The organism is Aromatoleum evansii (assembly GCF_012910805.1).
In the GTDB taxonomy this organism is placed as follows: Bacteria; Pseudomonadota; Gammaproteobacteria; order Burkholderiales; family Rhodocyclaceae; genus Aromatoleum; species Aromatoleum evansii.
The window spans coordinates 1-12,918 of sequence record NZ_WTVK01000094.1; the positions used below are offsets into that span (position 1 = coordinate 1).

The 12,918-nt window shown below is 64.2% G+C and carries 17 protein-coding genes; 8 read left to right on the forward strand and 9 right to left on the reverse strand.

Annotated elements, in window-relative coordinates; all coding sequences use genetic code 11:
- The 8 genes from GO615_RS25975 to GO615_RS26010 all read right to left on the reverse strand — a co-directional run.
- On the reverse strand, positions 1 to 465 hold a 465-nt coding region (locus tag GO615_RS25975), incomplete at its 3' end, for a hypothetical protein (RefSeq protein WP_211167370.1).
- 802 nt (positions 466 to 1,267) lie between these two features.
- A complete protein-coding gene (locus GO615_RS25980; RefSeq protein ID WP_169132761.1) occupies positions 1,268 to 1,486 on the reverse strand; it encodes a major capsid protein in 219 nt (72 codons plus the stop codon).
- A gap of 11 nt (positions 1,487 to 1,497) precedes the next feature.
- On the reverse strand, positions 1,498 to 1,716 hold the full coding sequence (locus tag GO615_RS25985) for a hypothetical protein (RefSeq protein WP_169132762.1): 219 nt from the start codon (positions 1,714 to 1,716) through the stop codon (positions 1,498 to 1,500).
- The gene (locus GO615_RS25990; protein WP_169132763.1) at positions 1,716 to 1,892 is read right to left on the reverse strand and encodes a hypothetical protein; all 177 of its coding nucleotides are present in this window, start codon (positions 1,890 to 1,892) and stop codon (positions 1,716 to 1,718) included. Before GO615_RS25990 ends, GO615_RS25985 begins: the two co-directional genes overlap by 1 nt.
- The gene (locus GO615_RS29410) at positions 1,889 to 3,034 is read right to left on the reverse strand and encodes a phage/plasmid replication domain-containing protein (RefSeq protein WP_169132764.1); all 1,146 of its coding nucleotides are present in this window, start codon (positions 3,032 to 3,034) and stop codon (positions 1,889 to 1,891) included. Before GO615_RS29410 ends, GO615_RS25990 begins: the two co-directional genes overlap by 4 nt.
- On the reverse strand, positions 3,031 to 3,606 hold the full coding sequence (locus GO615_RS26000; RefSeq protein ID WP_169132765.1) for a hypothetical protein: 576 nt from the start codon (positions 3,604 to 3,606) through the stop codon (positions 3,031 to 3,033). Before GO615_RS26000 ends, GO615_RS29410 begins: the two co-directional genes overlap by 4 nt.
- Positions 3,606 to 3,836 (reverse strand): hypothetical protein, encoded by a 231-nt coding sequence (locus GO615_RS26005; RefSeq protein ID WP_169132766.1) that lies wholly within the window; start codon positions 3,834 to 3,836, stop codon positions 3,606 to 3,608. The genes GO615_RS26000 and GO615_RS26005 overlap by 1 nt, the downstream gene beginning before the upstream one ends.
- 4 nt (positions 3,837 to 3,840) lie before the next feature.
- Complete coding sequence (locus GO615_RS26010) at positions 3,841 to 4,167, reverse strand: single-stranded DNA-binding protein (protein ID WP_169132767.1); 327 nt, start codon at positions 4,165 to 4,167, stop codon at positions 3,841 to 3,843.
- Between the two features lie 130 nt (positions 4,168 to 4,297).
- Here GO615_RS26010 and GO615_RS26015 point away from each other — a divergent pair, with 130 nt between their 5' ends.
- The gene (locus GO615_RS26015) at positions 4,298 to 4,702 is read left to right on the forward strand and encodes a hypothetical protein (RefSeq protein WP_169132768.1); all 405 of its coding nucleotides are present in this window, start codon (positions 4,298 to 4,300) and stop codon (positions 4,700 to 4,702) included.
- A gap of 46 nt (positions 4,703 to 4,748) precedes the next feature.
- On the opposite strand, the gene GO615_RS26020 is transcribed toward GO615_RS26015, so the two are convergent.
- Entirely contained in the window at positions 4,749 to 6,980 is a 2,232-nt protein-coding gene (locus GO615_RS26020; protein WP_246262465.1) for a DUF6351 family protein, read from the reverse strand.
- Between the two features lie 216 nt (positions 6,981 to 7,196).
- Between GO615_RS26020 and GO615_RS26025 the strand changes: the two genes are divergently transcribed.
- The 7 genes from GO615_RS26025 to GO615_RS29775 form a co-directional block, all read left to right on the forward strand.
- A complete protein-coding gene (locus GO615_RS26025) occupies positions 7,197 to 7,613 on the forward strand; it encodes a M67 family metallopeptidase (protein ID WP_169132770.1) in 417 nt (138 codons plus the stop codon).
- Positions 7,610 to 9,061 (forward strand): molybdopterin-synthase adenylyltransferase MoeB, encoded by a 1,452-nt coding sequence (gene moeB, locus GO615_RS26030; protein WP_169132771.1) that lies wholly within the window; start codon positions 7,610 to 7,612, stop codon positions 9,059 to 9,061. Before GO615_RS26025 ends, moeB begins: the two co-directional genes overlap by 4 nt.
- A 23-nt stretch (positions 9,062 to 9,084) precedes the next feature.
- Positions 9,085 to 10,086, forward strand: a complete 1,002-nt coding sequence (locus tag GO615_RS26035; RefSeq protein ID WP_246262466.1) for a PLP-dependent cysteine synthase family protein — start codon at positions 9,085 to 9,087, stop codon at positions 10,084 to 10,086.
- Complete coding sequence (locus GO615_RS26040; protein ID WP_169132772.1) at positions 10,071 to 10,730, forward strand: peroxiredoxin; 660 nt, start codon at positions 10,071 to 10,073, stop codon at positions 10,728 to 10,730. Before GO615_RS26035 ends, GO615_RS26040 begins: the two co-directional genes overlap by 16 nt.
- Positions 10,731 to 10,827: 97 nt before the next feature.
- Positions 10,828 to 11,256, forward strand: a complete 429-nt coding sequence (locus tag GO615_RS26045) for a hypothetical protein (protein ID WP_169132773.1) — start codon at positions 10,828 to 10,830, stop codon at positions 11,254 to 11,256.
- A gap of 151 nt (positions 11,257 to 11,407) precedes the next feature.
- Positions 11,408 to 12,028, forward strand: coding sequence for a LemA family protein (locus tag GO615_RS26050; protein ID WP_339380143.1), 621 nt, complete (start codon positions 11,408 to 11,410; stop codon positions 12,026 to 12,028).
- Between the two features lie 22 nt (positions 12,029 to 12,050).
- On the forward strand, positions 12,051 to 12,918 hold an 868-nt coding region (locus GO615_RS29775), incomplete at its 3' end, for a TPM domain-containing protein (protein WP_246262467.1).

Here is a 12,918-nt window from a genome sequence, read left to right on the forward strand (position 1 = left end):
GCCGCCCCCGGAGACACCGCCCCACATGCCCGCCGCTTCGGCGCGAATCTCCGCGATCTTGTCGCGCACGCGCTGTTCGGCCGCGACCTTTTCCGCATTGGCCGCGCCCATATCGAACGTGCCTTTTTCCGCCTTAGTGAACTTGCCCGCGGCGCACTCGGGATCGGTTTCGCAGAGCTTTTCCTCGATTTCCTTTTCTTCTGCGGTGGGTTCATCGACCGGACCCGACGAAGGCGTTTCGGTCGTGCTCTCGGTGCAGTTGCCCGCCTGATCACAAGTTTTCGTTGTCGTCTTGGTGGAGCACTGATCGCCAATACAGGTCGTTTCCGTTGTCTGCTCCGTCGTCGTGCTATCGGGGTTGTCCGTCTTCGTAGTTTCCTTCTCCGTCGTTGTCGTCGGGTAGCACCCGGAGACCCCATTGACGGAGCCTTCCGCCGTGTTTTCGGGGCAGGGAATCGGAGGCATAGGCGCACTGCCCGAGGAATCCGCAGCAGTACAGCTTTGGCCCGTCGTCGTCGTCTCAAAGGCACACGCGACCACATAAGGCGGGCCGACCTCCGTTTTCAACCAGCAGCCCCCAGAGTACACACCGACAGACAACTGACAATTCCCCTCCCCACAGGCTGTCGTCGGAATACGTGTATCGCCAATCAGAGAACTCCCATCTTTTGTATTGGTATTCGACCGATACGCAATATCGAACGTACCCTCACCGACCTGCCCCGCCTCACACGGCGGAGGATGACACAACCCATCCGTACCACGAGTTTCCCCAGGAGGACACGCTGGCGCGTTAATGCATTGAGTCGTTGGATACGTGCCGGAAAGCGTGCCGCCACCTGGACACCACGCCGACCAAACCTGCGATGTCGTCGGATTGGTATTGGACCCCGGACACGCGCGATTGTAGGAAATAATTTCTTGATTCGTACTCGTGTAACTACTCGTGAACGAACACGCACAACCATTCGTCGTGCACGTCGCTTGAGACGCTTGCCACGCCCCAAAATAACTAGAAGGACTCGAATACTTCGCACCCCCCCAAGCCAAGTAAAAAACAGCTTGATACGTATCCGCAAACGCAAACGACGGCACGACGACCACCGCGAACGACAGCGCGAACCAGAAGAAATTACGCCACAAACGCCGAAAGTCCATCGCGCCCCCAGAATTGAAAACGGCCCCGAAGGGCCGTGCTATCAGATCGCTGTCGCCCGCACGCCCGACACGAACGCCAGCCCGAGCAAAACGCCGAGCGCCAGCGAAATCACAGCTTGCGCACGAGGCCGATGATCAGACCGACCACGGCGAGCGCGGCAACGGCGGCGATGACCATGCCGCCGACCGTTTCGGCCGAGCCTTGCGCAGCAGTGATCGCGGTGCCGACCGCGGTCGTATCCACGGCAGCGGAGGCCAGACCGGCAGCCATGACACCCGAGACACCCACGCTGAGTTGAGCCAGACGAAGTTGCAGTTGCTTTTTCATTTCACACACTCCTAAACACGTGCCCTTCTGAGCACATTGATAAGCAGGCCGATACCCGCGCCCACCGCGAACATCAAAAGCGTTCCCATCACGCCGTATGAGAAAGCCTCTGAATCGAATTCCTCGATGCTGTACAGCGCCGAGGGTGTAACCGCCATAAATTCACAGGTGCCGCCCGCCGGGACATGCACCGAACCATCTGGATGCGCTTCAAGGCACAGCGTTGCCATCAAAACGACTCCCGTTCCAGCTGACGACGGCGCAGCCGATCCGCGACAAACGCAAGCAGCTCCGTCACCAAGAAGCCGAGCACATGAGCGCCGAGGACAGCCGCCCAAACCATCACCAGCACCGAATCAAGCAGGGACGCGAGATCGGCCGGGGACACCGCTACGCAATCCATCACGCCGCCCGCCTGGACAGATCGGGGAGGCCGTACCAATCCGGCGCCGGCAGCTCGCGCAGCTCGAACTGCGGGAGGTCATCCAACAAGCGCTGAAGCGTTTCCGCTGCCCCTTCCTGTTTGCTGCGCGGTTCCGTCGCGTCAATGCCGAACTCACGCAGCGCCTTGACGTGGCGGAAATACGTGGCGCGCGGCAGCAGCACCCGCAGGTCATCCCCGCGAATCCAGTGCAGCGCCGACGACCTGATCTTGCTCGGCATCTCCGACACCACGCGCGCCGCGCGATCGGCCGACACGTTCAACAGAAACCCGCTTTCGCGCTCGAAAATCGAAATGACCTTTGCCATGTTGGCATCCCCCACAAACCGCAATCCGTTATCCCGTAGGAAGTCCCGCCCCCACTTGCACTCAATTCGGATCAGCCCCATATCCCGCGCGAACTGGTATTCCTCGCTCGCCTTTACGCGCTTCTTGGCTTCATCGCCTTTGGCGTGTGCCAGCATTTCCTGAGCCTTCCGATACACCACAAGCCGCTTGTGCAACTTGCCGTGTTGCTTGCCGAAGACGATGGTCTCGTCCCCGTATTTGCCCTTGGCGACGCGCGACGCGCGCTGCTCGCCCATGTAGCGCATCGCCTCACACGCGAGCGCTTCCGACCCGACGTAGTAGTTCCGCGTGACGTGCAGCTCGCGGAACACCGCCCCGGTCCATTCGGACCACAACCCGAGGTCGTAGTCATGCTTGGAGAGCGACGGCTTGACGCGACATTCGCCCGCCGTGAAGCCCGGTAGCCCGTATTCCTGCGCGACGTAGTCGCTGGCCTTCTGCAGGGTCTCGGCGAGGTCGTAGTTCCACACGTTGTCCGCGCGGTTGTAACGGCCGACGTTGCCGGAGAGCTCGACCTTCTGCCCGTCGCAGCGGCACACCAACGACGTATCGAACGACCCCCGGCTTTGCTTGCGGCGCACCGTGTAGCGCGTCCCGTCCGCATGCGGAGTGAGCACGCACCACTTGCGCCCCGTCGCGTCCGTCATTTCCTCGAACGACTCACCGACGACCCGGACCCCGTCCGACACAATCGGCAAATCCACGCCGTCATGCCGTTGCGCAATGTCCATCCAGTCGATGAAGGTCGAGGACGTCACAGAGAAGCCCCAAGGTCAAAAACTCCTGGCTTTCCCACGGGCGCGCGGTGGCTCGACTGCGGACGTTCCGCGCTACGCGCTGCACATCCTTGCCCCTGCGGGGTTTCGCCCGCCCCTTCGGGCGTGCTCATCGTCGCGCGCGCCCGATGGCACTCCGAAGACGCGCCAGCCGACCCGGAAACGTCGAAAAGCGAAACCCCGGAAACGGGATGCCCACCAGAACCGACAGTCTCAAAATGAGACTCCACAGCACTCTTTACTTGTACGTGCTGTGAAGGGCAGACGCCGCCCGCGGGAACCTCCACCTGGACGCGCCGATAAGCGGCGTCCGACCAGCCGGAAACCATCGCCCGCGTCACGGCCTCACGGCAGCGTTGCGCCGCTTCCGGCGACCCGTTTCCATCCATCAGCCACGCGACCAGCTGGAGAACGCATTCCTCCACCTGAACACGCCAGTAGGCCGCATGCCGAAAGTCGGTGTCCGCGAGCTGCCAGAAGCAGGCACGACGGAGCCGCATGAACGGCAGCTCGGCCGAGGCGAGAAAGGGATGGAGCACGACGCGCGCGCTCATCAGTACAACCTGCAACCGTTCCAGCACCCACCGGGCACGCTGGCCGCGCCAAACTCGAGCGCATCCTGATAGACGGCGAGCCGCAACCGCTCCGACGAGAGGATCACGGCCGGCGGCAACTCATCGAAGCAGTAAAACGCCCGATCGCGCCGGGGCGTGGCGAAGAAGTTCGCGCATTCCTCAGCAACGCCCCGAACGCGAACGAGCGACACAAAAACCTCGGCCCGCATGGCTTCAGTCTTCGAGAAGGAACAGCTTGTTGTCGGCGGTCTGGACGTTGCGCACTTCGCCCGTCTCGCGATCGACGCTCTTGTAGCTGCGACGGTAGCCACCGAGGCGGCAGAGCAGGCGCACGTCCTGTTCTGAATCGGCCTGTCGCGTCTTGGCCAGCACTTCGACCGTCGCGGGGCTCGAATACGGATCGGGCGCCGGCATGACGATGAGGTGAACGTACAGCTGCCCCTGGCGCTTGGCGCTGACACAGCGGCCAACGACGAGGACTTGCCCCGGCTTGATCGTGGTTTGGGGGGACTGACTCGGGATCGGCTGCACGGCGCTCATGGTCTATACCTCGAATGTAAGGAAGTGCTACCACGTGGTAGCGGAACGGACGCTATCGCTACCACCTGGTAGTTGTCAAGCGGTAGCAAGCCGCGTAACGTGCGCAGCAGCTACGACGGAGGGACTAGGGATGATGACAAAAGAATTTCTGCAGGCCGTAAAAGCCAAGCACGAGCTCAAATGCGACGCTGAACTAGCCAGACTTCTAGAGAGCTCGACGCCCGTCATAAGCCGCTACATGACAGGGCAACGCGTGATGGACGACTACACCGCCGCCAAGGTCGCGGAACTGCTCGACCTAGATCCGATGATCGTCATAGCCCAGGCGAACGCCGAGCGCGAAAAAGACGAGAAGAAACGCGCCTTCTGGTCAAAGTTTGCGGCCGCTGCGAGTCTCGCGATGGTTGTCGGATTCTTTTCGACAGTCGCCCCGAAGAATGCTTACGCATCAACGGCTTACAGCGGCCTTGATTCCACTTCATACCAATTATGGCTGTTTTCGATCCGCCGGTGGAACGCCGGGCGACGCCCGTGACACCAGTGCGCTCGAACCGACCAAGTCTTCGTTGCCGCCAACGGACCTATCTCACCACCTCGCCGCCCATCACGTCATTTGGACGTCCCTGGTCGGGCTGGCGATAATCGCACACGCCGTTGGGAAAAATCCGCTCGAGTTGTGCCTTGTACGGCTGCATGTCCACCGGCTTGTACACGCCACGGTCGAGCGCGGACGACACGCTTTGCAGCGCGCACTTGAAGCGGTCGCCGCTAATCCCTTCGCCAGCGACCATGCGCGAGTTGGCGTAGATCGGATAGACGCGCATGCACGCGCCCGTCGGGAGCTGGTTCCAGTCGCCGTCCCACACACGGTCACCCTTGTACATGATCCGGCCGCCCGCGTCGAAACAGCGGTCGCTGGCGGTCTCCGGGCGAGCTTCCGCCCACGAAAGCTGGGAACGCGCGCGTTTTGCACGCAGCCACTGATCGATCGCGGTGAAGGCCTTGGGTGTCGGATCGTAAGCCTTGTCGCTCACCCAGATCGCCTGGTTCCCGGCGTCGCCCTGAGCGGCGATCATCCGCGCACGAGCGGAAAACGATGCGGCAGCGTGATGCATGTCGAGCTCGGCCTCAAGGTACAGGCGCTCGTCGATGACGGGGATGTCGATGCGGCCGAGGAAAACCTGGCCCGAGTGGTAGGCCGCCGCGATCGCTTCGAGGTCGCCGGCAAAGCGCGGCGCCGGTTTCTCGTGGTTTCTGCCGACGTTCATGTTATGCGCGCTCCACGGAGAAAAGTCGCGCAGTTCGCTCTCGCCGCCGTCGATCAGCCAGTAGTGTTCGGGCTGCATGTCCGCAGGTGACTTCCAGCTGCCTATCGTCGCGTTCAGGCGCAGAAACTGCGTCGGATCTATCTGTCTGCGCTGCAGCGCACGGAGGCCGTACTGCACACCCACGTTGTCCCACGGAATGCGCGCATATCCCCGCGCATCGGTACCGAAGAAGCGTTTGAGGTCCTCGAAGTAACTCCAGCGTACCTGCTCGAAAACGTCCCGCGTCAGATGCGATTCGAAGTGCGCAAACCGTGGATTCAGGACCAACGGCGTGAGGCCTCGCCAGCCGACCACGCACTCCGTTTCGCCCTTGCGGTCGGGTACGGATTCCCCGCGCATCATGAAGGCGACCCTGGTCGTGACCTGGATCCGCATCAGCCCGCCCGAGCTTTCATGGCGATTGCTGGCGTTGAAACCTTCTATCCATCTACGCTTCTCGGCCTTGCGCCAAGTGCGGTTGTCCCTGTCGGTAACGTCGAAGTAGTACTCGAGCAATTCGCAGTCGAACACCGGGATCGTCTGCGTGATCATGTCCGGGTAGGAGTATTGGGCGATGGCCGCATCGATGAGGCCGGGGCGGTTCTGCGCGAGCAGATATTGCTGGATCGCGCCGCCTGAAGCGCCAACGCCCACCGTGTAATCGGGCTCGCCGTACAGCGCGACGAACTGCCGCTTGACGCGCAGCGCGGTGTCCTCCGCGAGCCAGATGTCGAAGTGGTTGCGGCTGGTGGTTCCGGTCGATGCAACGACCGCGTAGCCCTGTGCAAGCTGCTCGCGGCGATCCTCGAGGACAGCCTTCACGCTCGCCCTGCCCTGTCGATGACCGATTCCGACGCCGCCGTAAAACTGGTAGATCAAACGGCGGTTCCAGCGGTCGGCGGCCGGGGCGTCGATGAGTTCGCGCGCGCCCTTGAGCGCCGCGATGAGGTAGATGAAGCGGTTGATCGTGCCCATCTCGACACGGATGATGAAGGGCACGGGGGCGCCATTGACGGTGACCGTTTCGACCTCCTCCGTCTCCCCATTCCAGCGCGCAAAGTGTTCCCCGCCCACAGGCTTGTAGAAGTACCAGGCCTTCGTGGGCGCGAGGCAGTCCTTGCTGAACGCCCCTGACGTGCGCTTCTCCCCGTTGGCGGCAGCGGCGAAGTCGGTCGGTGTGCCGATCCCCGCGAAATTGTCCGCCAGCGGCGGACCCAAGCCCGAACTGGCGGTGTCGCAGATGAAGGGATATTGCTTCGGTCCGGCGAACAAGGGCTCGCTCGGGCCTATCTGCCCGAGCATGATCGGGAAACGGAAGGTTTCGGCGGGTCGTTCGAGGCGTGAAGGATGCGGTCCCGCATACGGCTCCGTGGGCGCCCCGGCGTCGAACCCTGGCGGCAAGCCGGCGACCTGCCGATGGCCAGGCTGTCCGCGCCCGTCGGACTGGCCACCAAGGGCGACGCCGACGAGGATCAGCGCCGGCCACAGCCATCTTCTTCGCTTCATCTCCGATGTCCTGCCGTGCGCCCCATCCGGTCCGGCGGAGCCGTCCATGATTCAGATATAGATCACGGGCGTGAGGCTGCAACGCGCGACGACAGGAACGCCAGTCCGAACGAAATTTGTTCCCGGGGACGCCGCGCCGCGAACTCCGGCGGCCCGATTGCATTCCAAAGTAGACGAAATTAGTCGGTTATTGAATTCCGTAACGAGGGCTCCGCCATGGCGACCTTGCGCCTACCTCCCCCTTTGCGCGACGCGATCACTGCCGCTGCGCAGACGGGCTACCCCGACGAGGTGTGCGGACTGCTGCTGGGACGGCAGGATGGCGATGCCGTGACCGTGTGTGCGGTCCGCGCCGCCCGCAACATTCACCCTGAGCGCACGGCGGAGCGGTTCCTGATCGAGCCGCAGGACTATCTCGATGCCGAATACGCGGCTGCCGCCAGCGGACTGCAGGTGGTCGGCGTGTGGCATTCCCATCCCGACCATCCGCCCCGCCCCTCGGATACGGATCGGGAATTCGCGTGGGCCGGTTGGTCCTATCCGATCGTCTCGGTGAAGGCCGGCGTGGCCACCGAGTTGCGCTCGTGGCGGCTCGAGGGCGAAACGTTCGGCGAAGAGGAGGTGTTGTCATGAGCCGTGTCATCGTTCGCATTCCGACGCCGTTGCGCTCTTACACCGGCGGCGCCGACGAAGTGGAGGTCGAGGCCGCCACGGTCGGCGATGCGCTGCAGGCCTTGGCCCATCGCCACGAAGGACTGCTGCCACGCGTATGCGCGGAGGACGGATCGCTGCGCCCCTTCGTGAACATCTACGTCGGATCGGACAACGTGCGCGACCTGGGGGGACTCGCGGCGCCCCTGCCCCGTGAGGGCGCCGTGCTCGCGATCGTTCCTGCGGTCGCCGGCGGGGCCGGCGGCGCACGCGAGCGGCGGATCGCGGAATTGAAAGCGAGCATACCGGAGATCGATCCGCGCGAAGCCTTCGCTTTGCAAGTGCAAGGGGCGGCGCTGATCGACGTGCGCGAGGCGGATGAGATCGCGCAGGGCAGTCCCCGCGACGCGTTCCGCATTGGCCGCGGCTTTCTTGAGCTGCGCGTGGAGGAAGCCATCCCCGATACCGATCGGACGCTGCTCGTGATGTGCGGCGGTGGCGTGCGCTCGCTGTTTGCAGCCGAAGGCTTGCAGCGGCTCGGTTATCTCAAGGTCGCATCGGTGGCGGGCGGTTTCTCCCGCTGGAAGGCGGAAGGCCTGCCCTTCGAGACCCCGCGTGGCCTCGATGCGCACGCACGCGAGCGCTATGCGCGGCATCTGGCGATGCCGGAAGTCGGGGAAGCCGGGCAGCGACGGCTGCTGGACAGCCGCGTACTGCTGGTCGGCGCCGGCGGTCTTGGGTCTCCGGCGGCCCTGTACCTCGCGGCGGCCGGTGTCGGCACCCTCGGTATCGTCGATCACGACATCGTCGATCGCTCCAACCTGCAGCGGCAGATCCTCCACAACGACGAACGCATCGGCCAGCCCAAGGTCGACTCCGCGCGACGCACGCTGCAGGGTCTCAATCCCGCGGTCAAGATCGCAACCTACGCGGAACGCCTCAGTTCGGCCAACGTGGAGCGCATTCTGGAAGGCTACGAGGTGGTGGTCGACGGCTCGGACAACTTTCCTACCCGCTACCTCGTCAACGATGCCTGCGTTCGCCTGCAGATTCCGTGCGTGCATGGCTCGGTGTACCGCTTCGAGGGCCAGGTGACGGTTTTCTGGCCGCGCTGCCCGGCCCGTCGCGGCCCCTGCTATCGCTGCCTCTATCCGGAACCGCCGCCCCCCGAATTCGCGCCTTCTTGCGCCGACGCAGGCGTACTCGGCGTACTGCCCGGCGTCGTAGGCCTGCTCGAAGCGGTCGAGACGATCAAGCTCCTACTCGATCTGGGCGACCCGCTGGTCGGGCGGCTGCTGCATTACGACGCCTTGCGCGCCCGGTTCGACGAGTATCGGCTATCCGCAAGGCCGGATTGCGAGCTGTGCGCCGAAGGGCGTGCATTCGCCGGCTACGTCGACTACGAAGCGTTCTGCGCGACGACGGTATAAGCGCGCCGCAAGGGAAGACGGAAATGGCAGCGATCCCGATCCGCGAATCCGCCCTGCTCTCCAGCGTCGGTCACGTCCCGCTGGTCGAGATCCACGCCGTACGTGAACAGGCGCCGGGTTGCCGCGTGTTCGCCACGCTCGAAGGAGTCAATCCCGGCGGATCGATCAAGGACCGACCGGTCGTGCGCATGCTCATGAAGGCCCTGCAAACCGGCCGCCTAGACGCCGGCCGGCGACTGCTCGATTCGTCGTCCGGCAACGCGGGCATCTCGTACGCGCTGTACGGCGCGGCCCTTGGCGTGCCGGTCACGCTCGTCGTGCCGGGCAATGCCAGCCGCGAACGCCTCGACCGCATCCGCGCCAGCGGCGCCGAATTGATCCTCACCGATCCGCTCGAAGGCTACGACTTTGCGGTTGCCGAGGCCCGCCGCCTCGCCCGCGCGCACCCCGAGCGCTACTGGTACTGCGACCAGTATTCGAACCCTGAGAACTGGCGCGCGCATTACGACACCACCGGTCCGGAACTGCTGCGGGGCGTCATGGCGAGCACCGGCAGGCCACCGGATGCGTTCGTTGCCGGCATCGGCACTGGCGGCACGCTCACGGGCGTCGCACGCCGGTTGAAGGAAGCCCATCCTGCAACGGTCGTGATCGCGGCGATCCCCGACGACTTCCCCGGCATCGAGGGCCTCAAGCCGCTCGGCCATCCGGGCGACATGGTGCCGGCGATCCTCGACGAAAGCCTGATCGACCGTCGTCTGCCGGTGCGCATGGAGGATGCGATCCCGATGTGCCGGAGGCTGGCCAAGGCCGGCCTGTTCGTCGGCCCGTCCGCGGGCGCTCTGGTGCACATCGCATGCCGGGTCGCGCTCGAGGATCGCTTGCGCTGTATTGCCACGGTGCTGCCGGATACCGGCGAACGCTACGTATCGACCGGACTCTGGGCGGGCACGGACGAACAACAGGAGAACGGGAAGGACAGGGAGCCACTAATGCATGGGGGTGTTCCATGGCATTGCGATTAGGCGACGACGCACCGGACTTCACAGCGGAAACGACGCAGGGAACGATCCGGTTTCATGAGTGGATCGGGGACGGGTGGGCAATCCTGTTCTCGCATCCGAAGGACTTCACCCCCGTCTGCACCACGGAACTCGGGTATATGGCGGGACTCAAGGAGGAATTCGACAAGCGCAACACCAAGATCATCGGCCTGAGCGTGGACAGCGTCCGCGACCACGACCGCTGGTCGAAGGATATCGAGGAGACGCAGGGGCATCGCATCAATTACCCGCTGATCGGCGACCCGGACCTCAAGGTGGCCAAGCTTTACGACATGATCCACCCCAACGCCAGCGGCAGCGCCCAGGAGCGCACGGCGCAGGACAACCTGACGGTGCGCTCGGTGTTCGTGATCGGGCCGGACAGGAAGATCAAGCTGATGCTCACCTACCCGATGAGTACCGGCCGCAACTTCGACGAGGTCCTGCGGGTGCTGGACTCGATCCAGCTCACGGCGAAGTACAAGGTGGCGACGCCGGTCAACTGGAAACCGGGCGACGACGTGATCATCGTACCCTCGGTCTCCGACGAGGAAGCAAAGACCCGCTTCCCGGACGGATGGAAGGCGCCCAAGCCTTATCTGCGCATCGTTCCTCAGCCCAAGTAACGGGGCTACCGCCAGTCAATGCACGGCCCGCGCTTGCTGTCGGTCGGAGATTTGCTCTATACAGGAAATGACCCATCCCGATGCAGAGGAGCCGACCATGCCGAAGAAAGCCGTAGCCCACGAGTCCGCACATGCGCCGCCTGTCGACGCCGCTCCTGACGAATCACGCCTTGCATGGCCGTTTAGCGATATTGCCGCGGTGTGGACGGGGGTGCCGTGGATCAACTTGTGGATGCAGTCCTGGGCAACCTGGCTCGGACAGCACGGGCCGGAAATTGAGTGGTCCCCTGCTACCGGGCGGGTGCGTGCGCCACGCCCGGAACGTCGGCAGGCCGAGCTCCCGTGGGTACCCAAGATCGAGTCCACGGTGATCCCGTTCTGCCGCTCGGAGGACGAGCCGGGCGCCGAAGCGACGAGGCTTTCGATGCGCGTGCGCGTCCCGACCCTGCCGTGGATGGGTGGCAGCAACGTGATCTCGATCGATACCGTGATGCCTCACGGATTCGACAAGAAGCGCGGCGACTGAGCGGCCGAGGGGCCAGCACGCTTATCCCACCGGTGCAGGCGGCACACGGCGGGGTATCATTACTCCCGCATATCGGGTGTGACGTCCGACATGGGCGGTGCGCCACACCGCGCGCCGCCTTGCGCGGCAAACCTGATCCTGGGAGTGTGACGTGTCGAAATCCTTTCTGCGCCGACTGGCTTCGGTCGCCGCCGTCGCGGTTGCGCTGAGCACCGCGGGCTGCGGTTATAACGATTTCCAGCGGCTTGACGAGCAAAGCAAGGCCGCCTGGGCCGAGGTGCTGAACCAGTACCAGCGGCGGGCCGACCTTATTCCCAACCTTGTCGCCACCGTCAAGGGCGAGGCGAACTTCGAGCAGGAAACGCTCACAAAGGTGATCGAAGCACGGGCGAAAGCGACTTCGATCCAGGTCACCCCCGAAATGCTTGCCGACCCGCAGGCGATGGAACGCTTCCAGCAAGCACAGGGCCAGCTGGGCAGCGCCCTGTCGCGCCTGCTCGTCGTCGCCGAGAACTACCCGAACCTGAAGGCCAACCAGGCCTTCCAGGACCTGCGGGTGCAGCTCGAAGGCACCGAGAACCGCATCACCGTCGCGCGCAACGGTTACATCAGGGCCATCCAGGAATACAACGTCCTCGCTCGCAGCTTTCCGACCAATCTGACGGCGATGGTCTTCAGCTACGCTCCCAAGGCAGGATTCACCGTCGCGAACGAGCAGGCGATTTCGAGCCCCCCCGCAGTCGATTTCAGTGGCAGTGCGCCCAAGCGTTGAATCGCTCACTCCCCTGCCCTTGATGCCTGCCCTCCTCCCTTCCATGCGCGCGATCGGATGCGCCCTGCGCCTCGCCTTGTGCATGCTCGCGCTGGGGCTCTGGGCGGGCGCTGCCAGCGCGCAGGAATTGATCCCCGTTCCCAAGCTGACGGCACGGGTCATCGACAAGACGGGAACACTGTCGTCCGCCGAACGGCAAGCGCTCGAAGACAAGCTTGGCCGATTCGAAACAGAGCGCGGCAGCCAGATCGTCGTCCTGATCGTGGCGACGACCGCGCCCGAGGATATCGCCGCCTTCGCCAATCGCGTGGCGGCCGAATGGAAGATCGGCCGTCGCGATGTCGGTGACGGCCTGCTGCTGGTGGTCGCCAAGGATGACCGGCGCGTGCGCATCGAGGTCGCCCGCGCGCTCGAAGGAGCGGTTCCCGACCTCGCAGCCTTCCACATCATCGACCGCGCCATCACACCTGCCTTCCGCCAAGGGCAGTTCGCCGCCGGTATCGACGCCGGTGTCGAGGCCTTGTTCGCACGCATCCGCGGCGAGAACCTGGCCCTGCCGGAACCGGACGGGCGCGACTCGGGCGGATCGGGATCGTTTCAGGACATCGGCGTCCTGCTCATGTTTGGCGTGCCCATCGTCGGCGGCATGCTCGTCGCGGTGCTTGGCCGCAAGCTCGGCGCATTAGCAACCGGGGGCGTCTTCGGCTTCCTCGCCAAGTTCCTGCTCGGCAGCCTCGTGCTGGGCATCATTGTCGGCGTGCTCGCGATCATCTTCGTCTTCGTGCTCGGCACCGGCGGGGGCGGACGCGGCGGCCGCGGCGGTCCCGGCGGGCCGATCATCGGGGCTGTCTCTTATACCACATCTGACGCTGCCGACGAATTAGACGGTG

Coding starts and splice junctions, on each gene's coding strand:
- GO615_RS26005 (WP_169132766.1), bottom strand. CDS start 3,836: ATGCGGGCCGAGGTTTTTGTGTCGCTCGTTCGCGTTCGGGGCGTTGCT.
- GO615_RS26035 (WP_246262466.1), top strand. CDS start 9,085: ATGGCAGCGATCCCGATCCGCGAATCCGCCCTGCTCTCCAGCGTCGGT.
- GO615_RS26020 (WP_246262465.1), bottom strand. CDS start 6,980: ATGAAGCGAAGAAGATGGCTGTGGCCGGCGCTGATCCTCGTCGGCGTC.
- GO615_RS26045 (WP_169132773.1), top strand. CDS start 10,828: ATGCCGAAGAAAGCCGTAGCCCACGAGTCCGCACATGCGCCGCCTGTC.
- GO615_RS26040 (WP_169132772.1), top strand. CDS start 10,071: ATGGCATTGCGATTAGGCGACGACGCACCGGACTTCACAGCGGAAACG.
- GO615_RS25980 (WP_169132761.1), bottom strand. CDS start 1,486: ATGAAAAAGCAACTGCAACTTCGTCTGGCTCAACTCAGCGTGGGTGTC.
- GO615_RS26000 (WP_169132765.1), bottom strand. CDS start 3,606: ATGAGCGCGCGCGTCGTGCTCCATCCCTTTCTCGCCTCGGCCGAGCTG.
- GO615_RS26015 (WP_169132768.1), top strand. CDS start 4,298: ATGATGACAAAAGAATTTCTGCAGGCCGTAAAAGCCAAGCACGAGCTC.
- GO615_RS26025 (WP_169132770.1), top strand. CDS start 7,197: ATGGCGACCTTGCGCCTACCTCCCCCTTTGCGCGACGCGATCACTGCC.
- GO615_RS26010 (WP_169132767.1), bottom strand. CDS start 4,167: ATGAGCGCCGTGCAGCCGATCCCGAGTCAGTCCCCCCAAACCACGATC.
- GO615_RS25985 (WP_169132762.1), bottom strand. CDS start 1,716: ATGGCAACGCTGTGCCTTGAAGCGCATCCAGATGGTTCGGTGCATGTC.
- moeB (WP_169132771.1), top strand. CDS start 7,610: ATGAGCCGTGTCATCGTTCGCATTCCGACGCCGTTGCGCTCTTACACC.